This window comes from Paenibacillus sp. B-A-8 (assembly GCF_048572915.1).
Taxonomy (GTDB): domain Bacteria; phylum Bacillota; class Bacilli; order Paenibacillales; family Paenibacillaceae; genus Paenibacillus_AQ.
Map to the genome: position 1 here is coordinate 1,029,709 of NZ_CP183882.1, position 24,626 is coordinate 1,054,334.

23 protein-coding genes and 1 pseudogene are annotated in these 24,626 nt (G+C 44.9%); 14 read left to right on the forward strand and 10 right to left on the reverse strand.

Features of this window, described 5'->3' with window-relative positions; all coding sequences use genetic code 11:
* The first annotated feature begins 13 nt into the window (after nt 1-13).
* The 4 genes from ACN6MV_RS04610 (at nt 14) to ACN6MV_RS04625 (ending at nt 5,208) form a co-directional block, all read left to right on the forward strand.
* Nucleotides 14-895, forward strand: a complete 882-nt coding sequence (locus ACN6MV_RS04610) for a carbohydrate ABC transporter permease (RefSeq protein ID WP_042124318.1) — start codon at nt 14-16, stop codon at nt 893-895.
* Nucleotides 895-1,728, forward strand: coding sequence for a carbohydrate ABC transporter permease (locus ACN6MV_RS04615; RefSeq protein WP_042124320.1), 834 nt, complete (start codon nt 895-897; stop codon nt 1,726-1,728). The genes ACN6MV_RS04610 and ACN6MV_RS04615 overlap by 1 nt, the downstream gene beginning before the upstream one ends.
* 61 nt (nt 1,729-1,789) lie before the next feature.
* The gene (locus ACN6MV_RS04620) at nt 1,790-3,091 is read left to right on the forward strand and encodes an ABC transporter substrate-binding protein (protein WP_419885808.1); all 1,302 of its coding nucleotides are present in this window, start codon (nt 1,790-1,792) and stop codon (nt 3,089-3,091) included.
* 125 nt (nt 3,092-3,216) lie between these two features.
* Nucleotides 3,217-5,208 carry a beta-galactosidase gene (locus tag ACN6MV_RS04625; protein WP_419885809.1) on the forward strand — a complete coding sequence of 664 codons (1,992 nt, stop codon included), beginning with the start codon at nt 3,217-3,219 and terminating at the stop codon, nt 5,206-5,208.
* Between the two features lie 677 nt (nt 5,209-5,885).
* Here ACN6MV_RS04625 and ACN6MV_RS04630 read toward each other — a convergent pair.
* Complete coding sequence (locus ACN6MV_RS04630) at nt 5,886-6,719, reverse strand: AraC family transcriptional regulator (RefSeq protein WP_231574046.1); 834 nt, start codon at nt 6,717-6,719, stop codon at nt 5,886-5,888.
* A gap of 118 nt (nt 6,720-6,837) precedes the next feature.
* Between ACN6MV_RS04630 and ACN6MV_RS04635 the strand changes: the two genes are divergently transcribed.
* Nucleotides 6,838-8,868, forward strand: a complete 2,031-nt coding sequence (locus tag ACN6MV_RS04635; RefSeq protein WP_042124329.1) for a beta-galactosidase — start codon at nt 6,838-6,840, stop codon at nt 8,866-8,868.
* Nucleotides 8,869-8,940: 72 nt separating this feature from the next.
* Here ACN6MV_RS04635 and ACN6MV_RS04640 read toward each other — a convergent pair whose 3' ends face one another.
* Complete coding sequence (locus tag ACN6MV_RS04640) at nt 8,941-9,606, reverse strand: hypothetical protein (RefSeq protein ID WP_419885810.1); 666 nt, start codon at nt 9,604-9,606, stop codon at nt 8,941-8,943.
* Between the two features lie 176 nt (nt 9,607-9,782).
* Here ACN6MV_RS04640 and ACN6MV_RS04645 point away from each other — a divergent pair, with 176 nt between their 5' ends.
* Nucleotides 9,783-10,340 carry a DUF1273 domain-containing protein gene (locus ACN6MV_RS04645; RefSeq protein ID WP_042124333.1) on the forward strand — a complete coding sequence of 186 codons (558 nt, stop codon included), beginning with the start codon at nt 9,783-9,785 and terminating at the stop codon, nt 10,338-10,340.
* An 86-nt stretch (nt 10,341-10,426) separates the two neighbouring features.
* Here ACN6MV_RS04645 and ACN6MV_RS04650 read toward each other — a convergent pair whose 3' ends face one another.
* Entirely contained in the window at nt 10,427-11,884 is a 1,458-nt protein-coding gene (locus ACN6MV_RS04650; RefSeq protein ID WP_042124335.1) for an amidase family protein, read from the reverse strand.
* A gap of 165 nt (nt 11,885-12,049) precedes the next feature.
* Here ACN6MV_RS04650 and ACN6MV_RS04655 point away from each other — a divergent pair, with 165 nt between their 5' ends.
* A complete protein-coding gene (locus ACN6MV_RS04655) occupies nt 12,050-13,177 on the forward strand; it encodes a copper amine oxidase N-terminal domain-containing protein (RefSeq protein ID WP_339289328.1) in 1,128 nt (375 codons plus the stop codon).
* Between the two features lie 93 nt (nt 13,178-13,270).
* Here ACN6MV_RS04655 and ACN6MV_RS04660 read toward each other — a convergent pair whose 3' ends face one another.
* The 3 genes and pseudogenes from ACN6MV_RS04660 to ACN6MV_RS04670 all read right to left on the reverse strand — a co-directional run bounded on the left by ACN6MV_RS04660 (nt 13,271) and on the right by ACN6MV_RS04670 (nt 15,905).
* On the reverse strand, nt 13,271-13,762 hold the full coding sequence (locus ACN6MV_RS04660; protein ID WP_419885811.1) for a hypothetical protein: 492 nt from the start codon (nt 13,760-13,762) through the stop codon (nt 13,271-13,273).
* A 69-nt stretch (nt 13,763-13,831) separates the two neighbouring features.
* Nucleotides 13,832-15,247: an ATP-binding protein gene (locus tag ACN6MV_RS04665; RefSeq protein ID WP_419885812.1), complete on the reverse strand. Its 1,416-nt coding sequence runs from the start codon at nt 15,245-15,247 to the stop codon at nt 13,832-13,834.
* Nucleotides 15,235-15,905: pseudogene (locus ACN6MV_RS04670) on the reverse strand (response regulator transcription factor). Before ACN6MV_RS04670 ends, ACN6MV_RS04665 begins: the two are co-directional and overlap by 13 nt.
* Nucleotides 15,906-16,054: 149 nt before the next feature.
* Between ACN6MV_RS04670 and ACN6MV_RS04675 the strand changes: the two are divergent.
* The 5 genes from ACN6MV_RS04675 to ACN6MV_RS04695 all read left to right on the forward strand — a co-directional run bounded on the left by ACN6MV_RS04675 (nt 16,055) and on the right by ACN6MV_RS04695 (nt 19,128).
* Nucleotides 16,055-16,768: a YceI family protein gene (locus ACN6MV_RS04675; protein ID WP_419885813.1), complete on the forward strand. Its 714-nt coding sequence runs from the start codon at nt 16,055-16,057 to the stop codon at nt 16,766-16,768.
* A gap of 165 nt (nt 16,769-16,933) precedes the next feature.
* Nucleotides 16,934-17,329 carry a (deoxy)nucleoside triphosphate pyrophosphohydrolase gene (locus ACN6MV_RS04680; RefSeq protein WP_375104865.1) on the forward strand — a complete coding sequence of 132 codons (396 nt, stop codon included), beginning with the start codon at nt 16,934-16,936 and terminating at the stop codon, nt 17,327-17,329.
* Between the two features lie 39 nt (nt 17,330-17,368).
* Nucleotides 17,369-17,695 (forward strand): phosphoribosyl-ATP pyrophosphohydrolase, encoded by a 327-nt coding sequence (locus ACN6MV_RS04685; RefSeq protein WP_419886714.1) that lies wholly within the window; start codon nt 17,369-17,371, stop codon nt 17,693-17,695.
* A 40-nt stretch (nt 17,696-17,735) separates the two neighbouring features.
* Nucleotides 17,736-18,086 (forward strand): DUF1648 domain-containing protein, encoded by a 351-nt coding sequence (locus tag ACN6MV_RS04690; protein WP_052414457.1) that lies wholly within the window; start codon nt 17,736-17,738, stop codon nt 18,084-18,086.
* A gap of 43 nt (nt 18,087-18,129) precedes the next feature.
* The gene (locus ACN6MV_RS04695) at nt 18,130-19,128 is read left to right on the forward strand and encodes a Gfo/Idh/MocA family protein (protein WP_042124348.1); all 999 of its coding nucleotides are present in this window, start codon (nt 18,130-18,132) and stop codon (nt 19,126-19,128) included.
* 85 nt (nt 19,129-19,213) lie between these two features.
* On the opposite strand, the gene wrbA is transcribed toward ACN6MV_RS04695, so the two are convergent.
* On the reverse strand, nt 19,214-19,849 hold the full coding sequence (wrbA, locus tag ACN6MV_RS04700; protein ID WP_042124350.1) for an NAD(P)H:quinone oxidoreductase type IV: 636 nt from the start codon (nt 19,847-19,849) through the stop codon (nt 19,214-19,216).
* Nucleotides 19,850-20,003: 154 nt separating this feature from the next.
* Between wrbA and ACN6MV_RS04705 the strand changes: the two genes are divergently transcribed.
* Complete coding sequence (locus ACN6MV_RS04705) at nt 20,004-20,486, forward strand: GyrI-like domain-containing protein (protein WP_419885814.1); 483 nt, start codon at nt 20,004-20,006, stop codon at nt 20,484-20,486.
* A 257-nt stretch (nt 20,487-20,743) separates the two neighbouring features.
* Nucleotides 20,744-21,298, forward strand: coding sequence for a pyridoxamine 5'-phosphate oxidase family protein (locus ACN6MV_RS04710; RefSeq protein WP_042124354.1), 555 nt, complete (start codon nt 20,744-20,746; stop codon nt 21,296-21,298).
* Nucleotides 21,299-21,500: 202 nt separating this feature from the next.
* On the opposite strand, the gene ACN6MV_RS04715 is transcribed toward ACN6MV_RS04710, so the two are convergent.
* The 3 genes from ACN6MV_RS04715 to ACN6MV_RS04725 all read right to left on the reverse strand — a co-directional run bounded on the left by ACN6MV_RS04715 (nt 21,501) and on the right by ACN6MV_RS04725 (nt 24,504).
* Entirely contained in the window at nt 21,501-23,282 is a 1,782-nt protein-coding gene (locus tag ACN6MV_RS04715) for a hypothetical protein (protein WP_419885815.1), read from the reverse strand.
* 132 nt (nt 23,283-23,414) lie between these two features.
* Complete coding sequence (locus ACN6MV_RS04720) at nt 23,415-24,341, reverse strand: hypothetical protein (protein WP_076119833.1); 927 nt, start codon at nt 24,339-24,341, stop codon at nt 23,415-23,417.
* A complete protein-coding gene (locus tag ACN6MV_RS04725; RefSeq protein ID WP_231574047.1) occupies nt 24,334-24,504 on the reverse strand; it encodes a hypothetical protein in 171 nt (56 codons plus the stop codon). Before ACN6MV_RS04725 ends, ACN6MV_RS04720 begins: the two co-directional genes overlap by 8 nt.
* Nucleotides 24,505-24,626 lie beyond the last annotated feature (122 nt).

A 24,626-nucleotide genomic window follows, 5' to 3' on the forward strand; every position in this document is an offset into this window, starting at 1 on the left:
GGGGGGGCAATAAATGCGCGGCACTAAGTTGTCCCAGTTAGGTCAACAGGTATTCTTCGTTGGTCCTGCAGTCTTGTTTTTTACCTTAATAACGATTATCCCATTTATCATGGGGATGTATTACTCCTTCACAGACTGGAACGGTGTATCAGGTAATGTAAGCTGGGTCGGATTTCAAAACTTCTCCACTATATTTACAAATGACCCCGACTTCTGGTCTTCCTTTTGGTTTACAGTAAGATTTACTGTGTTAGGTGTAATTTTGACTAACGTGGTAGGATTTTTCCTTGCTTATCTGTTAACGAAACCATTAAAGACACGTAACATGCTTCGGACGATTTTCTTTATGCCGAACGTTATTGGGGGATTGTTGCTCGGGTTTATCTGGCAATTTATCTTCATCAAAGGGTTCGCAACCATGGGAGAACTCACAGGCTGGTCGTTCTTTAATCTTCCTTGGCTGGGTGATGCAACAACCGGCTTCTGGGCGATTGTAATGGTTTTTGTTTGGCAGTCTTCCGGTTATCTAATGGTTATCTACATCGCTTCTCTCAGTAACGTATCGAAAGAGGTATTGGAAGCGGCTGATATTGATGGTGCCTCCCGTTGGCAGGTACTACGCAGCATTGTAGTTCCATTGATTATGCCTGCTGTAACTATCGGCTTGTTCTTGGCTATCTCTTGGTCCTTCAAAATGTTCGACCTTAACCTTTCATTGACGAAAGGCGGACCATTCAAATCTACAGAATCAGTTGCAATGAATATTTACAATGAAGCCTTCCTGAACAACCGTTACGGTCTGGGTACTGCTAAAGCGCTGCTGTTCTTCGTTATCGTAGCGATTATCACCCTGATTCAGGTCCGTATTACGAAGAGCAAGGAGGTAGAAGCTTAATGAACGCTAAGTCAAAAAGCAGATGGAATATCGGCGTAGAAGTGTTGATGATTCTTCTTGCCCTTCTCTTCCTCTCTCCATTTTATTTCTTGCTAGCGAACTCAGTGAAATCCTTCGGTGAAATTCTGAGTGATGCCGCAAGCTGGCCGCAGGCCTTCATGTGGTCGAACTATACAAATGCTTGGAAATTAGCACGTTTCGGTGAAGCTTTCCGAAATTCGGTAATCATCACAGTGATCAGTGTTATTCTAATCTCTCTGTTTAGTGCAATGGCTTCCTATCGTATGGTTCGGGCGAATACGAAATTCAATCAGATTTTGCTGCTATTGTTCGTAGCCGCAATGGTTGTTCCGTTTCAAACGATCATGATTCCTATTTTGAAGGTCGTAAATGTACTTGGAGTAAATAATTCCTTCCTGGGTTTGATTATTACGAATCTAGGGATCAGTGTTCCAATGGCAATCTTCCTTTTCCACGGCTTTATCAAATCCGTTCCTCTTGAAATTGAAGAGGCGGCAACAGTTGATGGATGTAATCCAATTACCGTATTCTTCCGCATAGTACTTCCTTTGCTGAAGCCAATGGTAATGACAACGATCGTGCTTAATGCACTTGGGATATGGAATGACTATCTGCTGCCATCTTTGATTCTTCAGGCACCAGAACTTCGTACCATTCCGCTGGCGACCTTCTCCTTCTTTGGTCAATACACCAAACAATGGGATATGGCGCTTCCGGCTCTCGTAATCGGGATTGCTCCAATTATCATTTTCTATCTGTTCATGCAGCGTTACATTGTTGAGGGAATAGCGGCTGGCTCGGTGAAAGGTTAACACCGAGCCCTCCGTTCCAAATATTTTAATAGTAGTCCACTATCTTAAGGGGGAAAATATAATGAATAAGAAACGTTCAGCAATTGCTCTTTCGGCAGTCATGGCGATGAGTTTAGCATTAACAGCATGTGGTGGAGGCAATAACGCTTCTAGTAACTCACAAAATGGAAGCGCTGGCACAGATAAGGGTGAAGTAAAGACAGTTAAGATCTTTCAATTCAAAACTGAAATTGTTGAAGGTCTTAATGAGCTTAAGGTTGAATTTGAAAAAGAATACCCTAACATCAAGCTGGATATCCAAACCGTTGGTGGTGGTGCCGATTATGCTGCAGCACTGAAGACTAAGTTTGCTTCCGGCGACGCACCTGACATTTTCTCAAATGGTGGATATGCTGAGATGGAGCTTTGGGGAGATAAGATGGAAGATCTGTCCGATCAACCTTGGGTGAAAGATCTGATTCCTATGGCAGCAGAGCCAATGACTAAAGATGGTAAAGTATACGGTATGCCAATGAACCTTGAAGGAATTGGTTTTGTATATAACAAAGACTTGTTTGAAAAAGCAGGCATCACTGAAACGCCAAAAACATTGTCACAACTAGAAGAAGCAGCTAAAAAATTGCAAGCGATCGGTGTAACTCCTTTTGGTAATGCATATCAAGAATGGTGGCTCCTTGGTAACCAAGGGATCAGCGTAGCCTTTGCACAACAAGATGATGTAAATGGCTTCATTAAGAGCTTGAATGAGGGTACGGGTACAATCGTAGGTAATAAAGTGTTTGAAGATTGGAGCAACCTGCTCAACTTGACTTTGAAATACGGACAAAAAAATCCTTTGACTACAGATGCTAACACTCATTTGGCTATGTTTGCTAAAGGTGAAACTGCAATGATGCAAGAAGGTAACTGGGCACAAACCCTTGTTGATAACATCACACCTGACATGAACATCGGTATGTTCCCAATGCCAATCAATGAAGATGCTGAGAAAAACGACAAAATGACAGTAGGTATTCCTGCTAACCTTGTTATCAACAAAGATTCCGGATCTAAAGAAGAAGCTAAAACATTCTTGAACTGGTTGGTAACTTCTGATATGGGTAAAGAGTACATCGTTAAAAAATGGAAATTCATCCCTGCTTTGTCCACCATCGAAGCAACTCCTGAAGATATCGGTAAACTTGGATCTGACGTATGGAACTATGTAAAAGAAGACAAAGTATATGGTTTGCAATCCTCTAAATTCCCTGATGGTGTAACTCAAGAATTTGCTAGTGTTATTCAACAGATGATTGCTGGCAAAGTGGATGTGAATGGCTGGATGACTGGCATGCAAGCAGCTTGGGACAAGCTTAAGAAATAAGTAAAGCTCGTTCATAAAGATTAAAATGGACTAGTGGTTAACAAAGGCGTTCTCCGTATACCTCATCATTATGAGACGGGGAGCGCCTTTTATTTGGATGATAACAAGATAGGGGAGAGGCGCCGATGAAACAATATGATCTTGTTCAGATGGGTGTGGACTATTACCCGGAGCATTGGGATGAATCTATGTGGGAACCGGATATTAGATTAATGAAAGAAACAGGTGTCAAGGTAGTTCGAGTTGCCGAGTTTGCATGGAGCCGTTTAGAGATAGCGGAGGGCAATTACCAATTGGGGTGGCTGGACCGCGCGCTGGATCTTTTTCACAAGTATGAACTGCAGGTCGTGATTGGTACACCTACGGCTACACCTCCTAGATGGTTAACCACGAAATTTCCGGACGTGCTGCCGGTATTTGCGAATGGAGAGACCTTTCACCCGGGGGTACGCGGACACCGCTGCTATAATAGTTCATCTTTGTGTGAATACGGAAACCGTATTACTCAGCGTCTTGCGGAGCATTATAGTGAACATCCAGCTGTTATTGGCTGGCAGACGGATAATGAATTCGGTATGTTAGATTGTCATTGTGATGCCTGTAACATAGCGTTTCGTACTTGGGTAAAAGCCAAATATGTCACGCTCGATCGGGTGAATGCAGAATGGGGAACGGTTGTGTGGAGTGGGGAATACAGCGATTGGAATGAGCTTACCGTTCCACTGGGCGGATCGCCCCATCAAAATCCATCGTTTCTACTGGATTATCAACGGTTTCAGTGGGATTCAGTGGTAGCATTTCAGAAGATGCAGATTAATATTTTGCGTACGGTTTGTCCACAGCATTTTATTACTCATAACTTTCATAGTTATCCGCAGCGTTTGGATATGTATTCAGTTGGTGCTGATCTGGATGTCGCTGCATTTGACTATTATCCGAATACTTCGCCAACCAAGCAAGGGACAACGCCGTATAGCGGGGCACTTTCACTAGACGTAACCCGTGGCATTAAACGTCAAAATTTCTGGATCATGGAGCAGCTGAGCGGATCACCGGGTTGTTGGATGCCGATGTGGAGAACGCCGTATCCTGGGATGATTCGTGCTTATGCCTGGCAGACGATTGCAAGAGGCGCGGATACCGTCGTTCATTTTCGCTGGCGTAGTGCAGTTGCAGGGGCAGAACAATTCTGGCACGGACTGATTGATCACAGCAATGTCCCTGGACGCAGATTTGCGGAGTTCACTCAGTTATGCCGGGAAGTTAATACGCTTGGGGAGAAGCTGAATGGAACGACGCTAAAGAATGAAGTGGCGATTCTTCATTCTCATGAAGAGAAAGCAGCACTGGATATTCAGCCTCAGGCCGAGGGATTTGATTATTATGAGAACATTAAACAGATTCATCGTGCCGTGACGAAGCTAGGCATGGGCTGCGATGTGATAGACCTTAGGCAGCCACTGGACGGATATAAAGTAGTGATTGCTCCGAATTTATATTTGCTGGATGAGGAGATCGTACGTAGTTTGGAGGATTTTGCACTGACTGGCGGAACCTTGCTTGTTACCAACCGAAGTGGCGTCAAAAATACTAATAACATCGCAGTCATGCAGCCATTGCCGGGGCTGCTTAGCTATTGCACAGGGGTTGAGGTGCTGGAGTATGATCCGATTGGTACTGAAGCCCATAAGGTCGTTGATGCTGAGGGTAACCAATATGAATGCACACAGTGGTGCGATATCCTAAGACCTGTTGTGGCATGGCCGATTGCTTGGTATGGCGATGATTTCTATAGTGGAACGCCGGCTGTAACCGTGAATGCCTTCGGAAAAGGTCAGGTTTATTATTTTGGGACTCATATGGAAGAGAGATTCTGGTCCGTATTATTGGACCGCCTATCTAAGCAGCAGGGGTTGTTTAGATTTGAGGGATTACCGGATGGAGTACAGGCCTCTGTGCGATCAGGTGATCATGGAAGCTTCTTATTCTTGCTTAATTTGAGCCGGGAGCCGGTGACGGTCCCGTTGCCACGGGAGTATAGCAGTCTGCTGGATCACTCACTTCGTTCAGGAGAGCTGCAGCTTGAGCCGTATGGTGTAGAAATTCTGGAGATGTAGGGATTCTAAGTAACCGATGATGGGAAGGGCATTCTTATCTTCTTCGGCGTATGATCGAATCCTTGTGCTTGTGAATGTGAATGTGAATGTGTTTGTGATTGCACTCTGTGCAATAGAATTCCTTTTTGGGTGGGTGGATTTGAGATCTGTTGCAGATTGCGCAATCAGATTGGCAGGAAACGTCCATTTTGATGGGTTTCACCAGATTCTAATGCACGAAGTGCAATAGAATGCTCGAAATGAGATGGAAAAGGGCATTCTAATGTATGAAGTGCAATAGAATTCTCTTTTTGGCGGGGACTGCAGCTGTCGAGACAAGCCAGTTGGTACGATGCGGAATAGCTGAATTGGAAGGAATGGAGAGTTGGTTTGATACAGAATAGCTGTACTTTCTACACTTATTTTGTGCTCTCGGTTTATGAAATGGATTTAGTTGTATTTAGTGCAGCTATAATGCGAAATATCGCGGTTCATAGCCAAATGCTGAGAATATAACTGCACAGAATACACTTATATGGATATATTCTGCTGAACAGGCTGATTTAAGTGAACAAAATGCAGTTACTCTGACGCACATGCCCATACTAATGAGATTCACACAGCGATAAGCTCTGTCATCACAACCTTATGTAGCATTTCACTACGCAGAAGGCGATTAAGCTGTATACCTTAGAGTATTAGTGAAGTCGTCTAAACTGCTCCGGTGTAGTCCCAGACTGCTTTCGAAAGGTGGCTACATAATGGCTGACATCACGAAACCCGACTCTCTGTGAGATGACCTTTACTGTGAGATCAGGCTGGCTAACGAGCATTTCTTTGCTTTTGCGGATACGTAACCGTACGAAATAGGCATAAGGAGATAGCCCAAAGGTTTGTATGAATAGATTGTTGAGATAACGCCCAGATACTCCGAGCTGATCGGCCAAATCGTCAAGTCCGAGATCAGGATCACCATAATGGCTGTCCATCCATTTCAGCAGCGGCTGCAGCTTATCCACATTGCGGGAGATCGTCGTGTTGTTATGTAATTGCCCATATTTGCTTAAAGTAAGTAGAAAGCGATAAGCATCAGTGGAGGCGGTCAGACCAAACATGTCCTGTGAGGCATCATATTGATCTAGTATTTCTCTTAGCAATTTAGAGAGAGGTGCCTCTTTTTCCCAGCGGTAAAAAGAATTCATATTCATCCCCAGCGTCTCCAAAATAGACCCTGCGGAGCTGCCGCCAAACGTTAAATAAGAGGTACTCCAGTTAGCAGCCGATGCTTCATAGCGATGTGGGGTATAAGGAAGAAGTAATACACCGCTGCCTGCGGGAAGGGAAAAGGTTTTATTGTCAAAATGAATCACCCCTTCACCGGACGCCGTTTGGAGCCAATGATAGGTTTCGTAGCCATCTAAACGTGATACTTTTTCCTGTTGATGATTGTGACCGATGCTGTCTAATGTGATAGGTAGATGTTGTCCGCCCTCATGGGGGAACACAATTCTACGATGCACGATTCCCTTCAATGACTTCATCTCCTCTAGTTCCATATTCTTATATGCTGTGAAGATTATTTTATATTTATAGCGTGAGGTTAACCGATTACAATATATATATAATTATACTATAAAGGATGTGCGAAGTGTGATTAACGATAAATTACCTAAGATTTGGTACGGTGGAGATTACAATCCAGAGCAATGGGATGCGCCTGTATGGGCAGAGGATGAGCGTATGTTTAAGCTGGCAGGAATTGATGTTGCCACAATTAATGTATTTTCCTGGGCGCTGATTCAGCCTTCCGAAGACACTTATGATTTCTCATCACTAGATGAATTAATGGATAGACTATATAAAAATGGTACTTACGTATGTCTGGCAACAGGTACAGGAGCGCACCCAGCTTGGATGGCTCATCGTTATCCTGAAGTGACTCGTGTTGATGTGAAGGGCAGAAAACGCAAGTTCGGCGGGCGTCACAACTCGAATCCAAACAGTCCGGTTTACCGCAAGTTTGCAGCGAAGCTGGCAGGAAAGCTGGCTGAACGTTATAAAGATCATCCGGCACTGGTAGCTTGGCATGTTTCGAATGAGTTCAGTAACTATGATTACTCTGATTTATCTGAAGCGGCGTTCCGTGTCTGGTTGAAGGATCGTTATGGTTCTCTGGATGCATTAAACAAAGCGTGGAATACACGTTTTTGGGGCCACACCTTCTATGATTGGGAAGAAATTGTTCTGCCTAGTGAGCTGAGTGAAGAATGGGACGGCAACCGTACCAACTTCCAAGGCATTTCATTAGACTTCCGGAGATTTATGTCACATAGCTTGCTGGAATGCTACAAAATTGAGAGCGATGCAATTAAGGAGCACAGTCCTAACGTACCTGTTACCACTAACTTGATGGGCTTTTATGATGAACTGGACTATTTTGAGTGGGCTAAACATATGGACGTCATTTCTTGGGACAACTATCCTTCACTGGATACACCGGTCAGCTTCACAGCCATGACGCATGATCTCATGCGTGGACTTAAGAATGGACAACCGTTCATGCTGATGGAGCAAACACCTAGCCAGCAGAACTGGCAGCCATACAACTCGTTGAAACGTCCAGGCGTTATGCGCTTGTGGAGCTATCAGGCTGTAGCGCGTGGTGCAGACACTGTTCTGTTCTTCCAACTGCGCCGTTCGATTGGTGCATGTGAGAAGTATCATGGAGCTGTTATTGAGCATGTGGGACATGAGCATACGCGTGTATTCCGTGAATGCGCTGAGCTAGGGAAAGAGCTGGGACAGCTTGGTGATCAACTATTGGATGCGCGTAGTGCAGCAAAAATAGGGATTATGTATGACTGGGAAAATCGCTGGGCGATCAACCTTTCAAGCGGACCATCCGTTGCTTTGGATTATGTAAATGAGATTCATAAATATTATGATGCACTCTATCAGCAAAATATCGAAGCCGATATGATCGGTGTCGAAGAGAATCTGTTCAAATATGAAATTGTAATCGCGCCTGTGATGTATATGGTTAAGCCAGGTTTTGCTGAGAAGGTTGAGGCCTTTGTAAAAGCAGGCGGCACATTCATTACAACTTATTTCAGCGGTATTGTTAATGAGAACGATCTCGTAACCGTAGGCGGCTACCCTGGGGAACTGCGTAAGGTACTTGGTATCTGGGCAGAGGAAATTGATGCACTGCTGCCAGGGATGAGCAACGAGATTGTGATGGACAAAGCATGGGGTGATTTGAGTGGTTCTTACAAATGTGATCTGCTCTGCGATCTGATTCATGCCGAGGGTGCTGAGGTTTTGGCAGAGTACGGATCTGATTTCTATAAAGGAATGCCTGCTTTGACTGTGAATACCTTTGGTGAAGGTAAAGCTTACTACGTGGCTACCAGCCCAGAAGCTGAATTCCTGAAGGGATTCTTAGCCAACCTGTGTGCCGAAAAGAACATTCAGCCGCTAGTAACTGCACCGGAAGGTATCGAATCTGTGCAACGTGTGAAGGAAGGCGTATCCTACCTATTCTTGCTGAACCACACCACTGGTGATTTGAGTGCGGATATTGGTGCTGCTGAGCGTACGGATCTTCTGACTGGCAATAAGGTTAGCGGTTCTGCAGTTGTGCCAGCCCGTGGAGTATTAATTTTGTCGGATAAGAAATAATTTGATGTATATAAAAGATCTCCGGGGAACCAGCTTGTCCCCGGAGATCTTTTTTTTGTGTGCAGCATTTCATTAGCTGCTGCTGTTGCTCGTGCTGCCATCTGGAGCGGTTCCTCCGGGATTACCATTACTTAAAGTAATGCTCTCCGCCACGGTGGAATCTGATTTAAGCGTATATTGGATGATATCATCGGCTTTCAGCTCTGATAAGGTGATCGCATTTTCTTGACGCGTGCCATTATCGAAGGTAACCGCTACGATTTTCGTGTCCGCATCAATCGTAATGTCTATAGTTTCATCGGAGAAGCTTTGCTGCATTCTGCCTCCCTGTCCACGACCTTGTCCACCGCCCTCCCGCATTTCCCCCTGTGGCATCCCGCCCTCCGGCGAAGCGCCATTTCCTGTACTTTGCTCGCCATCAGGTCTTTCCGGCGGCGTGCCGCCTCGGCTGTTTTGCTCGCCACCTTCCCCAGCACCCTGTGGTGTTGTAGGCATGTCAGATGTATAAATGGTAAGCGTAGTATCGCTGACACTCTTAATCTTGCCGAAATTCATGGACATATTAGGTCCGCCATTCTGCTGATTCCTGTTAGCTTGTGTCTGCTGAGCTGATGAACCCGTGTCTGCTTGGTCATTTGCAGCAGCTGTTTCTTCAGTCTCGGAATTCGCGCTGCAGCCAGCCAATAATAGTGAAGCGAGTAGGCTTCCCGATATTAGAATAGGGACTAACTTTCTCATTTTTTATTCCTCCTTAGTAGGTTAAAGATAGATTAGAAGAAATATAACAAATGGTTCTGAAAGATTACTTAATATTAGCTGAAAGTTTGCCTAAAGAAATGAAGGATGCAAATGTTATATAATGAACCAATATATATAGTTAAAGGATAAGCCAACATTCAGGAAAGAGGCAGCACATGAAGACTTTACTAGTAACGGGGTATCGTGCGCACGAGCTCGGTATTTTTGACAATAAGCATCAAGGGATTCCTTATATCAAAAAGGCACTCGCTAATCGTTTAAAACCATTGATCGAAGAAGGCGTGGAATGGGTGATTACACCCGGACAATATGGTGTGGATCTTTGGGCTTGTGAGGTGGTAAGTGAACTCAAGACTCAATATCCTGAATTAAAATTAGGAATCATTACAGCGCATACCGGACAGGAAGAGAAGTGGAAGGAAGAGAAGCAGAACGAGTATCGACGTATTATTGCGGGTGCGGATTTTTTTGGCGCAGTCAGTAATGCTCCTTATGACGGCAGCTGGCAGTTTCGGGCCAGGGATGATTTGTTGTTCCGCAAAAGTGACGGAATATTGCTCTTTTATGATGAGGATGCGGCGGAGGGAAGTCCGAAGTTTTTTAAAGAGCGGGCGCTGAAGCTGCATGCTGAAGGGGAGTATGAGTTGTTTCTAATTCACTCCGATGAAATTCAGAATATTGCCGATGAAGAGAATCAGCGTGACTATGAGTAAGCATTCGTAGAGTATAGAAAATGAAAAAGCCCGTAAATAGTGGATGAGACAATCACTGTTTACGGGCTTTTAGAGATAAGCGGTGTTCAGATAAAGCTTTTTAGCGAAGGTGCTTTTCGTACCTTGTAATGCTGCTCATAGGCATACGCGAGCTTGATGAGGGTAGGCTCCTGATAAGCTTTCGCTGAGAAAGTTACTCCGAAGGGAGCGCCGGCTGAAGTATATCCGGAAGGCACAACGATGGACGGATAACCTGCTCTGGAGGTAATTCTGGCACCAAAATCGGCGGGGAACAGCAGGGCATCCAGATTATATTCCTTCATGGTGGCGTCGATGCCTTCTTCCTTACATAGCTTCAGGTCAGTTGCGCGGTGTCGCAAATATTTGGGTTCGGTTTGTGTGCCGGAAGAGGTGTATTCCGCATCTATTAACGTAGCTTGACCATATCTCAAGGTCTCCACAGGATGTGCATGATTAAAATCAATAATATCCTTTAAGGTTCGCATCGGTGCCCCAGGTCCCAAACGAGATAAATAAGCGTTTAGTGCTGTTTTGAATTCATTCAATACCACTGAAGAATAACTTATTTCGCGGGCGGTCTTAATATCCGCAGGATCAATGATGGTTGCTCCAAGCTCTCTCATCCTGTCTACGGAAGCGTTGAACAGTGCGAGTTGTTCATCTGTTAGCTCTTCGAAATAATAATCACGCGGGATACCTATACGGGCACCTTGCAAGCCGTTCTCGTCTAGGAATATAGTGTAATCTTCGTGGATTTTACCTACATTTGTTCCCATGGCTGCATCGTGATTATCGTTGCCCAGCATTGCATTTAGCAGCAGGACGGCATCGCGAACCGTTCTGGCCATTGGGCCAGCAGTGTCTTGCGTGTTGGAGAGCGGAAGGATTCCCGACCGACTGAGCAGTCCAACGGTTGGCTTAATCCCAATAATGGAGCCCAAGTTACCGGGGTTAAGGATTGATCCTGAGGTTTCTGTGCCCACAGAGACTGTACAGAAGTTACAGGCTACAGCTACTGCTGAGCCAGCACTGGAGCCGCCTGTGGGTGTAGATATATTGTAGGGGTTAAGGACTTGCCCGCCGCGGGAGCTGTAACCGGAGGGCATACCGTTCGTCATAAAATTGGCGAACTCAGTCATATTGGCTTTCCCCATAATGATTGCTCCGGCTTCACGCAGTTTGGTAACTATAAACGCATCTTCTCCGGCAAAAGAATTTGCCAAAGCCAGCGAACCCGCGCTAGTATGCATTTTATCCCCAGTGTTGATGTTATCCTTCAATAACACAGGTATGCCGTGCAAGGGGCCGCGGGAGCCTTTAATCGCACGTTCCACATCCAGAGATTCTGCGATAAATAATGCATCCGGGTTGATCTCCAGCACAGAGTTAATCGTCAGGCCGTTTTTGTCATGATCAGCTATGCGTTCATAATACATGAGAACTAGTTGTTTTGACGTGATATCTCCGGATTCTAATGCAGCTTGGATCTCCGGTATAGTGGCTTCTACGATTTCAAAACTCATGTGCGTTCACGCTTCTTTCCCTATAGGATATAGCTTCCTCTTCATCTAACCATAATTTGGGTTTGGTGGGTAGTTTTCTTTTTAGATTTACATTATGAATTGTCTTTTGGTATATTCAGGTTTGAAATGTAGATTTTAATCCTATAAATTGGGAGCTGACAGAACATGAATAATAACAGCTATTTTTCAAAAGTCATCATCCTTATCTTTGTGATGCTAACGTTTACTTTTTGTGCTTCCATTCCAACATATGCTGAAGACAAGGATATTCAATGTTTTTTAGATGGTAAGCTACTGCATTTTGAGGTACGCCCTATAGTGAAAGAGGGAGTTACATATGTACCGATGCGGGCGATTTTTGAAGCTCAAGGTGCAGTTATTGAATGGAATAATACCGCAAAGACGATTTCAGCCGTAAGAGGGGATATTCACGTTTTTTATATGATTAAGGAAGGTAAGGTATTTGTTAACGGCAAGGAGAATGCACAAGTAATGAAGGCGGTCAGCCTTCAAAATAATACACTCGTTCCCCTGAGATTTATTAGCGAAGTTTTGGGCAGCAAGGTCTCATGGGATGAAGGAGCGCATTCAGTTTACATTACATCACCAGTTGTTGAAGAAAAAGTCGTTCCGCCAGTGAATAGAACAATTACATTGGGAGCCCAAGAAGTTTCAAAAACACTGACGGATGAAAGAAATCGATTTGATATCATAGTAAAACATTATGGAATCAAAAATAATCAGCTGTATAGCTTGATAGAGTTCTCTAATATGGACAATAAAGAGATTTCTATAAATTTAATGTCCGGCGATAAAAAGTTAATAAGAACGATCACAAAAGAAAAAGACCCCATGCCCATTCAAAAGCTAGAAAATTGTTCGGAAGCCACTAACAAAGTAATAATCGATAATATTGGCGGGAAAATATATAATATCCCGGAGATTTCATTGAACCAGGCTTGTGTCAGCTCAAACCAAGCTCAACAAGATGCTTTTGAAGAATGGCGGAAAAATAATTCAGGCTTCTCTGTAGTAGGCAGTAACCTCGTGTCCGTTCGTAGATATGTTCAAGATTCATCGGGAGGTCTGCAAAATTTTATAATACCGGCAAATCGCACCGAGCAACTGATATTAGTAGCACCGGTTGGAGGAGAAGCTAGATTAGCTGTGGAGGGAAGTTATTCCGTTAGTGGCATTATAAATAAAACTATAGAGTTTAAATTAGATTATGAAGTGGTTTCTGAGCTTGATTTAGGAATTTATAGCTTTTTTTATACTCAACCTGTTTATTAAGGACGCCTTCCATTGAAAAAGAGGTGCCCGAATCGCCACGCAAAATGGCTGTTAGGGCACCTCCTTTTATTTTTTGTCAGATCGAAGTTATTATTACTCCTGCGCTGTAAATCCCTCTTCGGCTAAATATTCTTTAGCTTCCTCATGCGTTTCAAAGGCCATTTCCAGATTGAGGTCGGCATAGACATACCATAAATCATCCTCAAGCTTAAGTGTCAGCGTGTGTCCCTCATCATTAGTCCAGATTGAATCGGCAGCAGCTGCAGTCTTTTTCTTTCTTTTACTGACTACAGGAGCTTCTGGAATGTAAATAGACAGTGAGGTGATGGAGGCATCTAGCAGACTCCGCAGCTCGGATTCCGAGTAATCGCGAATGTTCACAAAGCCCTTATCATCTGTTTCATAGCCGCGCAGTAATCCTGCGAACACATAACCATTCCCATTTGGATGCAGGTGGTAAACAACAGTTTTCTTATCATGCTGGCTTTCCTCGTAGTGATAGTTCACGCGCCCAAGGGATACATTTTTACGCTCCAGTTGGGGGTAAGAGTCGAGAATCGCTAATTTTTGTTCAAAAGTAAGCATATACAGCCTCCGGTTTTCGGTGTGATTGTGCACATGATTATACCATGACGATGGCCCGCAGACTATTTTTTAGTGATCAAGCGGCAGAGACAGTACGAAGATACAGCCTTCCTCGGAGTGCTTCTCAAGCACAAGGCTCCCATTCATAGATTCCGCCAGCAGACGGCTGAAGGTGAGACCAAGTCCCAGACCACGTAGTGTGCTCTGTTTGTCGCTACCTCGGAAAAAAGCCTCGAAGATATGCTCACTATGATTCGATGAGATGCCAAGGCCATTATCTTGAACACGGATTTCGGCCAACCCATGGCTATGCTGTTCAAGCAATTCTACCGTAAGCTGTACTTTTCGATCTGGAGCTTTTGCTTGTACACTATTATTAAGCAAATTAACGATAATTTGTTGAATCCGAAGCGAGTCTCCACGCAAAAACAATGAATTTCTCGGCATATGGAGCACAGGCTCAGCAACTGTTTCCTCTTGTGTCAGCTTCCATTGATACACGATTTCTGATAACAGTGGCACGGCATCCAGTCGGTCGTGACGGACAGAAACCATCCCTGCAGTCAGTGCGTTGTAATCCAGAAGATCCGCCACCATCCGCTGCAATCGTCCAGCTTCCTGCAAGGCAATATCTAGAAATTCCACAGCCTCATCGTCTTCGACAACCCCTTCACGGACGGCATGGATTAGACCCTTTATAGAGGTTACTGGTGTCTTTAATTCATGGGATACTCCGGCTAACATAATAGCACGGGAATGCTCAAATTGTTGTAACTTGCCCGCCATCTCTTCAAAAGACAACATCAACTCATGAATTTCTCGTTCCTTCGCATTCTTATCAAGTACGATATCATATCGACCATGGCTGATTTGTGCCGCCGCGGCCGCAACCTTCTGAATCGGTTTTGCCAGTTTACGCGACAGGAGGTAAATGGTTAACCAACTTAATATGATTAGAAATAGCAGCAGAACGGAGAAGAAAATGATTTCCTCCTGCGGAATATGCCGCAGCGATTTCTTGGATTGAAGGACAATCACCTGTCCCAGTGTTTCGTTATCTGAACTAATTGGGGCAACTGCGGCTTTGAATTCCGGACTACGTGAATCGTTCAAGCTATCATTAAGTTTATGCCTCATTTCATCGTCAGTTAGAGGCGGCATAGAGAACAACATCTGGCCTTGTTGATCCGTAATAATTACACACATCTCTACAGTTAGCTTGAAGAAACGTTTTCGATCTTCAATGAGCTTTCCAAGATTTTGGCTGATCTCGATTGAACCCTCATGATTTACGCTCCGGTCGGCAATCTCCTGTGCTAATAATCCGGTGGTCTGCATCCGGTTGCTCATAGCTTCTTGTTGGATCCACCAGAACGTAGTTAGCGCAGTTAGCAGGAGACCGACACTGATGATGAGCAAGTAACGAACCGTCCAGTAGGAGAGGATGGAGGTACGTTTGGGGCTGCTTTTCTTTAAGTTGTCCATAATTGATATCCAGTGCCTCTCAAGGTACGGATCTCCCCTTCATCTACTGGCCAGTGCGACAGCGCTTGGCGAAGTCTTTTAATAGACAAATCCACTGCTCGGTCACTTCCTTCGTAATCCATCTCCCAGACATGCTCTATTAATTGTTCCCGAGTACATATTTGATTTGGCCTTTCGGCTAAAAATAACATGACCGACATATCGCGTGGACTAAGGTTCAGCTCAGCCCCGTTCAAAAAGACAGCACGCGCTGTAAAGTCGATAAACAAACTGCCATAATGCCGTTTCTGGCTACCATCAGACCACTGCGAGGGACGGCGTAATACAGCGTTCACACGTGCCACCACTTCCTCTGGAATAAAGGGCTTAGACATGTAATCATCCGCACCGCCGTCGAGACCGGCTAGCCGGTCTCGACGGCGGTGCGGATGATCACGGGGCAGCTGCTTTTTTTACGGATGAGCTTGAGGAGTTCAAAGCCGTTCATGTTTGGCAGCATGATGTCGAGTAATACTAATGATGGAGGTGATATAGCAAAAGACTCCAGCGCAGCGCGTCCATCGGCTACACGGGTGACATGAAAGCCTGCTTTTTTCAGATAAGCACTGAGGACCCTGGAGATAGCTTCCTCATCTTCAACAATTAGAATGGATTTCATCAGGTGGTTGGGCCTCCAGTCTATAAAATTACGACAATTTTAACACATCATAGCTCGTTCTGCTCTGACTTCTTCCCGACATATTGCTTTGTTAGAATGAGGGACGAGCTTAAAAATATACAGAATATTTGAATATTGGAGGGAACAGGATGAAGAGAAAAAGAATAGCCTTGATCGCGGCCGGAGTTATTATCGTAGGAGTAGTCACGGGTTATACATTGCTGGATAAATCACTGGGCAATAATGTTGAGATCGAGTCCGTGATTCCAGGGCAAGCCACCACAGCAGGTAATGGAGAGAGCACAAATAACACTGGAGCATCAGCAGGTGCGACGGTTACAGCTGAACAATTAAACGGTGACTGGACAGTTGCAGACGCTTCTAAAGTATATTGGTCAGTAACAACCTCTAAAGAAACAGTCAACTTCGTGGATAACAAAGTTCAAGGTACCTGGATAGTTAATATAGAAGATTCTACTTCGATGGCGGGGGAAGGAAGCGTGGATATGAGCGCTCTGGACTCTGGCAATGGTCAAAGAGATGAGCATGTAAAAGGAGAAGACTTCCTCTCCGTTACGGAATTTCCACAATCTACGTTTGTAGTGAAATCATTCTCGGAGCTGCCAGCGGAATGGACCGAAGGAGCAACTGTGCCGGTTGAAATGCAAGGTACGCTTACAGTGAAGGGTGTGGAAAAGGATGTCACCTTCCAGTCTCAAGCCGCGTATAGCGGGGGACAGCTGATGCTGTCGGGAACGACAACAGTAGCTTTTTCTGATTTTGGCTTAAGCAATCCACACACCGTTGTGCTGGATACGGAGAACAATCTTGAGGTTCGCTTGGAGCTTGTGTTGACGAAATAGCAGTCTTTCCGTAAGAAAGACTTTACTGTGAAATTTATAGAGAGACTGTACGGAAGAGACTTTCCCGGGCCTAATGGCTTTTGGGAGAGTCTCTTTGGTTTGGAATGAAATGTATGTTTTAATAGAAGTATCTGTCTACTAATTGCAATAAAGGAGGTGTTCCTTGTGATCCGGGTGGCGGCAGCGATTATACATAATGAAGTAGGACAGATTCTTATTGCTCGGCGCAGGCAAGGTAAATCACAGGCAGGTCTGTGGGAATTTCCTGGCGGCAAAATAGAGCAGGATGAAAGCATCGCAGATTGTCTGCAAAGAGAACTTCAGGAGGAGATGCGGATAACAATCCTTCCCTATGAAAGCTTTGGCGTGAACGAGCACAACTATGGAAGCGTCGAGATCAGACTGTTTGCTTGGAAAGCCCGATATCAGGGAGGTGTAATTGATCTTGTCGATCATGACGAATATCAGTGGGTGCTTCCGGCTGAACTGGATCAGTTTACATTTGCTCCTGCAGATCTTCCTTTTGTAGAACGTCTAGTGATGGAATCGAAGTCAGGTTGAAGGAGATAGAATACATAGCAGAAGAAAGGAGGAACTCAAATACCTGTATATCAAAAGCTAGTGCGTGACGGAATCCCCAACTTAATCACTGCTCAAGGTGAAAAATATAGAGTAAGGACACTAGAGCCTAAAGAATACATAACTGAACTACGTAAAAAATTGAAAGAAGAGTCCGAGGAGTATTTTCAGGCAGCTAGTGATGAAGAAGCTCTTGAGGAGCTTGCCGATATGCTGGAAGTGATTCAGGCTCTGGCAGAGACACACGGGAGTAATAGTGCAGAGCTGGAGAAGCTTCGTGAGGAGAAGGCTGAACGTCGTGGTGGATTTAAGGATCGGGTATTTTTAATTGAAGTGGAAGGAGAATAGAAGGTTAGATCCTATCTTCATGCTCAAGGAGGTTATAGTGTTGTTCAAAACCAAACTGACGATGATCTTAAGTAGTGTGGTAGCCTTGATTCCTGTAGCTATTTATCTATTTTTATATTCCAAAATGCCGGATATGGTCCCGATCCATTACGATGGGAACATGGCTGATAGATTTGTAAGTAAGTCTAGTCTGGAGGTTATTTTACAAAGCGGGCTTGGATGTTTGGGATTTATAATCATGAAACTGTTGCAGTTCCTTGTGCAAAAAGCGTTTGCTCAGAGCTCTAACGAGCATTCAGAGGCTTTGAGCAGGATATGGAATATCGCTATTTTGGTGGTGACAGTTGTGTTCGCGGGCATTAGTTCCTATACATTCATTAGAATGGTCTGATAGAATCAAACAGTAGAACCAGTAGGACGAGGAGGACAATATAATGGATAAAGACAACGCTTACAAGGTAAGATGGGGAATTCTTAGTACAGGCTGGATTGCCCATCAGTTTGTTACTGATTTAGTTCATGCCAGCAATGGTGTGGCATATGCCGTGGGTTCGCGATCTCAGGAAAGTGCGGATAAATTTGCACAAGATCATGGAGTACCGCATGCTTACGCAACCTATGAGGAATTAGTAAATGACCCGAATGTAGATGCGGTTTATATCGGAACGCCACATCCTTTTCATAAAGAAAATGCATTATTGGCACTGCGTGCAGGCAAAGCTGTCCTGTGTGAGAAGCCTTTTACCGTGAATAGCGAAGAATTGGAAGAAGTAGTGGCCTATGCGCGAGAACATAAGCTGTTCCTGATGGAGGCGATGTGGAGTCGCTATATTCCGGCGATTGTTAAGGTTAGAGAATGGATCGCAGAGGGTAGAATCGGTGAAGTTCGCTTGGTGAAGGCGGATTTAGGATTTCGCACCGACTGGAATCCGGAGAGCAGATTGCTGAATCCGAAGCTCGGCGGAGGCGCACTGCTGGATGTTGGGATTTACCCGGTTTCTTTTGCCTCGATGGTGTTTGGGCCTCATCCTGAATCTATAGCCAGTACTGTGCATATTGGTGAGACTGGTGTGGACGAGCATTTCTCTATGCTGCTGTCTTACGGTAATGGAAAAACCGCTTCATTGAACGGCGGTATTCGTCTTAATATGCTGGAGGAAGCACATGTATTTGGGACAGAAGGCCGTATTATTGTAGAAGGAACGTTAGTGAACCCGAAATCTGCTTCGCTCTATATAGGAGATGAGAAGATAGATAGCTTTGTGGATGATCGAGCTTCTATCGGATATTGCTTTGAAGCAGAGGAAGTAGGACGTTGTCTCCAGGCGGGACTTACAGAGAGTCTGGTGATGTCACTCGATGAGTCTTTAGCGATTCTGAAACTGCTGGATCAAATACGTGCGCAGTGGGGCCTTAAGTATCCTGGAGAATAATTTTCAAAAAAAAAACACCCCTCGGTTTACATGCTACTAAGGTAGCTCCGAGGGGTGTTTGCTATATCGAACGATAGGTGGAAGCCTAGTTCTGACTATTGGCGTTTTTGCCTGCTAGGACCCAGCCTGCAACTTCAACGGTACGCTTCGCTTGATGAAAAACAGCGTCACGGATCCGATCCTGATCTTCAATCATTTTACCGTCTCCATCTACACTGACGCTTGTTCCGTAGGGGTTGCCTCCCGCACCGAATGTGACTGGATCGGTATAACCTGGTGCTGCGACAATCGCTCCCCAGTGATACATCGATGTGTAGAGTGCTAAAATCGTAGCTTCCTGTCCACCGTGTGGATTCTGTGCTGAGCTCATGGCACTGACGACTTTGTTTACCGTTAGTCCTTTGCCCCAAATGCCTCCGGTTGTATCAAGGAACTGTTTCATTTGAGAAGCAATGTTACCGAACCGGGTAGGAGAACTGAAAATAATCGCATCTGCCTCCACAATATCGTCGGGTGTTGCCACGGGGATATCTTTTGTTTTCTCCGCTAGGGCTTTCATAGCCGGATTGGCGGCAATTTTGTCCTCGGGAACCAGCTCCTGTACCTTCAGAAGTTTTACCTCAGCCCCCGCCTTCTCGGCGCTTTCCGCGGCCCACTGTGCTAGCTGGTAGTTAGTTCCTGTGGCACTGTAGTAGATGACGGCTAATTTGATTTTAGACATGGTGTTGTCATTCCCTTCGAGTGTAGTTCCATACTATTAATTACCCCATTGAAGCATTTATAACCCAAATTACTAATTGTAAGATGAACTGGACAGACAGCTGTCCACTTTCCTTGTGTATACTAAGCTCAATCACAGGAAATGAGGGAGAATTATGGATACTTATTTTGTACAAAAACCGAAAATGACCGTGGCTGGAGTTAGCATACGCACGACTAATGAAGTGGAAATGGGACCTGATGGGCGCTTGTCGCAGCTGTGGGAAACGTATTTTCAGAGTAATATTGCGGGGCAGATAGATACGGCTCAGCCTGAGTATATCTATTCTTTGTATACAGATTATGAGAGTGATGCGTCGGGTGCGTATACCGTTGTAATTGGGCATGAAGTCGCTGTGGAGAGTCATGTAGAGGGTAGCGGTCTCGTGTGTGCGGCTGTTCCGGAGAGCAAATACATGGTGTTTACGACGAAAAAAGGACCGGTATTCGAAGTAGTCGCGCAAGCGTGGGGGGAGATTTGGGCGTATTTTGAGGCGTCTACGGAGGTAAGAACCTATACGGGCGATTTTGAAATTTACGATTCTCGGAATTTTGATCCTGCTAACACGCAGGTTGAGATTTATATTGCGATTAAGTAGATCCGGTGAGGGATTTTTCAGCTAAATGAAATGTTTCATGGGAATTTAGGGGCTGCCGAGAGGGAGCTCCCTTTTTCGCGCCGATGAGCTGAATACCTCGGGAGAAGGGTTACTCAACGATTGAAACGAATATATATCAACAAAAGGAATGAGCAAGGACTCTTCGTTCTATGGCAGATGTGCTGTAAACCAGTGAACGGGTGAAAATTTCGTACAAACAGCCAACACATAAACCACAAAGAAATGGAGAATGCCAAATGGGAAAACAATTCGCGGCTATGCTACCTGTACATGAGGAGTTTATTCTTCGCCAGCATCTTTTTTTTGTAGGGTCAGCGCCCCTTTCTGAAGAAGGGCATGTTAACCTTTCGCCTAAGGGTCATGATTGCTTTCGGATTTTGTCTCCTAATCAGGTGGCTTATCTTGATATGACCGGTAGTGGTAATGAGACCAGCGCACATCTGATGGAAAATGGAAGAGTGACGGTTATGTTTTGTGCGTTTCAAGGACCGCCGAACATTCTGAGACTGTATGGAACGGGGGCGGTAATTTTGCCTGGATCATTGGAATGGGAAACGCTGTACCCTATGTTTACACCTCTGCCGGGAGCTAGACAGATCATTTTAATCGATGTTCATAAAGTACAGACTTCCTGTGGATTTTCGGTCCCATTTATGAGTTATGATGGTGAGCGAGATACGTTACAACGTTGGTCTATCCAAAAAGGTGAAGCAGGTCTAAAAGAATATAGACAAGAGAAGAACAGCACCAGTATAGACGGACTACCAACACCCCTTGGACAAAAAAAATGAGCGGACATGGCCGCTCCAAGGTTTATGTATCTTGTAAAATAACCTTACTAATCTTAGGCTTGCTCCTGTAAATCACTATAGCCGATTACTGTTCCCATGGGCTTGCTCTCCCAGGCTATACATCTACGTCACAAGTTGAAGGGACTCTCATTTGTCACGACGAGCGATCCCACAACTCGACTAAGCAGTTATCTCATATGTTCTATTGTCCAAAACTCATACTACCCACGGATTCCACCACAAACACAGGCACATATTGCTCTCCCATGTCCGTTCCAACAAGCTGATAACCGTTCTGATATTGACCACTAACTAACGCGTTACCTGTAACGGAACCCAAGTCTCCTTGAAGCAAAATATAAACTCCATTTGAGTAAGCAAGCATATTACCGAAGTTATCTGCGACGATTTCACAGTGAAAAGATACCTTTTCAAAAGGATGAAGCGCTACATCGGAAGCTGAAATTACCGCATACTCCTGAACAATCTCAGCAAACTGATAGCTGCCGTCTACTTTACGGTAACGTGCCGTCTGTCCATCGACACCGTCTCCGAGATCCGCGTTAGGTACGAGTATGGAATCATCGGACTGTAGTTCGTAGCTATCGCCAGACATTGAGAACAACTGGGAAATACCATCCGATTTCATTTCATATGCTGTAAAAAGGGTACGTCCACCTTTGACCTCGGATTCAGCCAGAACTACGGGGGCACCAGAGCCTGAAGAGGCAGTGAGCTGATCATTAAAAGTAAGACTGCGAAGGCTCTCGAAATTCGGTAAAATATTTCCAGTTAAAGTAATGACACTTTCGTCGTTATTCATTGCTGCATAATAGAGTACACCATTGCTATCTGTTCCAGCCACAATGACCTTTGTACCATGTAGTCCCTTGCTGGAGATGACGTTCCCATATTTGTTTTGCTCTTCACCGCCCGGAAGGAGGCGCACAGGTTCGGCGATATTCCAAGCCAACCTTGTAGCGGCAATGATGGAAGAAGTATCCTCTAGCGGAGCCAGATCGCCGTATAGCTGGATAGCTTCAGCATATTGACCTTTACTTATCATGCGCTTGGCATTTTTCAGTAGTTGAGCTTTACTAGTATCGACTAAGGTTAGTACTTTAGATGAGGTGATATTCGCAGATCCCGCAAAATTACGATAGGCTACAGCATGCCCAGCAAAAGCGGTTATGTTATTGCCCTCTAGGTCTTTGTTCAGGATGGTCTTTCCGCTGCTTTCTGTCTGTAGAAGTACCCATGGAGCATCGTAACTATGCTGGCTGTAAGCATTCATCATAGAGAGTGCGCTCTCCAGCATGCCTGAAAAGTTTCCTGTGCCTGCTAAGTTTTTTAATTTAGCTGTATCATGGCTTTTGAACTTGGAGGCTAGCAACTCATTCTTGGAAGCGGCGCTTCCGTAATAAGCATCGGGAATAATCAGCAATAGATTCCATTTAAAAGTGTCCTCTTCACTCGTATTTCCACTCTGATTCTGAGCAAGCTCGGCAAGAAATTGCTCCTTAAACTCACGGAAGTAGGTTGTGAACTGGTCAGAAATGCCTGAAGCGGTTGATAACTGGCGATAATAGGATTCATAAGGCCCACCGGGCTTCATATATGTAGCTTTTAAGCTGAGGAGAGTATCATAACTTTTCATGAATCCGGTAAAATCCTTAGTCGCTGCTTGTGCTTTAGCGGATGATACCAAGGCATTCAAACCTTGGCGGATGGCCGTAATGGGTGACAGCTCATCAAGCCGCTTCGCAACCTTCTCTTCCATATAAAGAATGGAATGGTTTGCTGCCGCTAAGCGATATTGATTCTCTGCACTAATCAGATCGCCAGCAGCATAGAGACGGTCGGCTTCCTTGGTTATTTGTATTTTATCAGCGATGAGAAAAGCCTTCTGTCCAAGCAACACAAACATGCTTATACACAAAATGATCATAAAGTTTCGCAGGGTTATTAATTGTTTGAACGTCATATAGAGTAGCCTCTTTTTTCGAAATATAAGAAAGCATAGTTTCACATCATTCTTTATCCTTATATTTCTACGAGAAACGATTGTCATCCATAACAGATGCCAATGCCGTTTCTTCTTGAAATATAAGAATGTCTATTGAACTTCCGGGTCCCAGCGATATTTAGCTTCTCGAATGTCAGCTACTCTATGGTCCAGTCCGTTCCATGGTTCATGGGGATTCGCAGCAATGAGTTTGGACAACCGCATAAAGCGGTCTTTAGGTAGATCTTGCACGTATCGGCTGATCATACTGGAGTAGAGCAGGGCATAACGCTTCATTCTTACTGCGGCTCCGGCAACTCCCGTAAGGATGGTCATACCATTATCCATATGACGGATTTCTTCTTCATAGTTCTTTACGTATCGCAGTGTACGATCTTTGATCAGATCAGGGCGGACTTTAGCGATCTCGCCGATATATTCGGCCAGCAGCGGCTCGAAATCCTTCAGAAGTAGCTGTTCCAGTTCTAAATCCATGTCCTTGCGAAGCAAAAAACCATGCAGCAAGGCGATCCGTTGCCGTGCGATCCGGTCACCACGAAGCAGGATGGAGAGTTCACGCAGCTTCTCGTAGGCAAGGACATCATCCTCACGGAGTACGGAGACAGCCTCCTGGCGGTTGATCTCTAGCCCCTCTTTGATGATGCCGATCCCTCGGCCAAGCAGCTCGTTAAGAGAACGAAGATTCTCGTTCTGCCGTACTTTTCGCTGCGTATAGTACAATAGTCCAGCGAGGAGAACCCCTCCGGCACCACACAGGATCATCTGCTCTATGCTATTTCCAAAATAGACGGATGCTAATGTGAGCAGTAAGATGAATAGGAGGCGTGTATGCATTTTTCTTCCTGCAATGGATGCGGCTTGCTGCTCTACCGTAATAAGTGAGGCTCTGCCGCATTTGGTGCATCGATCTTCACCGAGAGCGGTGTATTGCCCGCAGTGGCGACAAATGCGCAGCTTGTCATAAGCGTAACGAGGGGCCTTGAAAGGCCGAAAGGTAACAGGTCTTTTCTTATTCACGGCCTTTATCGCCTCCGTTCAAAGCGGCCAGTAGGCGGTCGTTAATATCATCACGTGTTAGTGGTTTACGCTGGCGTGAAGCATAGATGGAAATCTGAATTACGGCAATTAGGAACGTAATCCCAAGAATGACGTATGAAATCATGGAACAGTCCTTTCTCATGGACGCCTCGCAGTCTGGATGGCGCATAGAATGATCATTCTATGCAGCATTGCTACTTTGGTCCGGCGGTCCTAAAGTTGAAGTTTACAAGGTTTAATTATATCATAATGGCATACTATTTA

Bases quoted from the DNA above. Each gene is read 5' to 3' on its own strand.
- ACN6MV_RS04650 (WP_042124335.1), bottom strand. From the start codon at position 11,884: ATGAGTTTTGAAATCGTAGAAGCCACTATACCGGAGATCCAAGCTGCA.
- ACN6MV_RS04665 (WP_419885812.1), bottom strand. From the start codon at position 15,247: ATGGACAACTTAAAGAAAAGCAGCCCCAAACGTACCTCCATCCTCTCC.
- ACN6MV_RS04710 (WP_042124354.1), top strand. From the start codon at position 20,744: ATGGGAAAACAATTCGCGGCTATGCTACCTGTACATGAGGAGTTTATT.
- ACN6MV_RS04675 (WP_419885813.1), top strand. From the start codon at position 16,055: ATGAAGAGAAAAAGAATAGCCTTGATCGCGGCCGGAGTTATTATCGTA.
- ACN6MV_RS04660 (WP_419885811.1), bottom strand. From the start codon at position 13,762: ATGCTTACTTTTGAACAAAAATTAGCGATTCTCGACTCTTACCCCCAA.
- ACN6MV_RS04620 (WP_419885808.1), top strand. From the start codon at position 1,790: ATGAATAAGAAACGTTCAGCAATTGCTCTTTCGGCAGTCATGGCGATG.
- ACN6MV_RS04655 (WP_339289328.1), top strand. From the start codon at position 12,050: ATGAATAATAACAGCTATTTTTCAAAAGTCATCATCCTTATCTTTGTG.
- ACN6MV_RS04715 (WP_419885815.1), bottom strand. From the start codon at position 23,282: ATGACGTTCAAACAATTAATAACCCTGCGAAACTTTATGATCATTTTG.
- ACN6MV_RS04705 (WP_419885814.1), top strand. From the start codon at position 20,004: ATGGATACTTATTTTGTACAAAAACCGAAAATGACCGTGGCTGGAGTT.
- ACN6MV_RS04695 (WP_042124348.1), top strand. From the start codon at position 18,130: ATGGATAAAGACAACGCTTACAAGGTAAGATGGGGAATTCTTAGTACA.
- ACN6MV_RS04645 (WP_042124333.1), top strand. From the start codon at position 9,783: ATGAAGACTTTACTAGTAACGGGGTATCGTGCGCACGAGCTCGGTATT.
- wrbA (WP_042124350.1), bottom strand. From the start codon at position 19,849: ATGTCTAAAATCAAATTAGCCGTCATCTACTACAGTGCCACAGGAACT.
- ACN6MV_RS04725 (WP_231574047.1), bottom strand. From the start codon at position 24,504: ATGAGAAAGGACTGTTCCATGATTTCATACGTCATTCTTGGGATTACG.
- ACN6MV_RS04615 (WP_042124320.1), top strand. From the start codon at position 895: ATGAACGCTAAGTCAAAAAGCAGATGGAATATCGGCGTAGAAGTGTTG.
- ACN6MV_RS04625 (WP_419885809.1), top strand. From the start codon at position 3,217: ATGAAACAATATGATCTTGTTCAGATGGGTGTGGACTATTACCCGGAG.
- ACN6MV_RS04640 (WP_419885810.1), bottom strand. From the start codon at position 9,606: ATGAGAAAGTTAGTCCCTATTCTAATATCGGGAAGCCTACTCGCTTCA.
- ACN6MV_RS04610 (WP_042124318.1), top strand. From the start codon at position 14: ATGCGCGGCACTAAGTTGTCCCAGTTAGGTCAACAGGTATTCTTCGTT.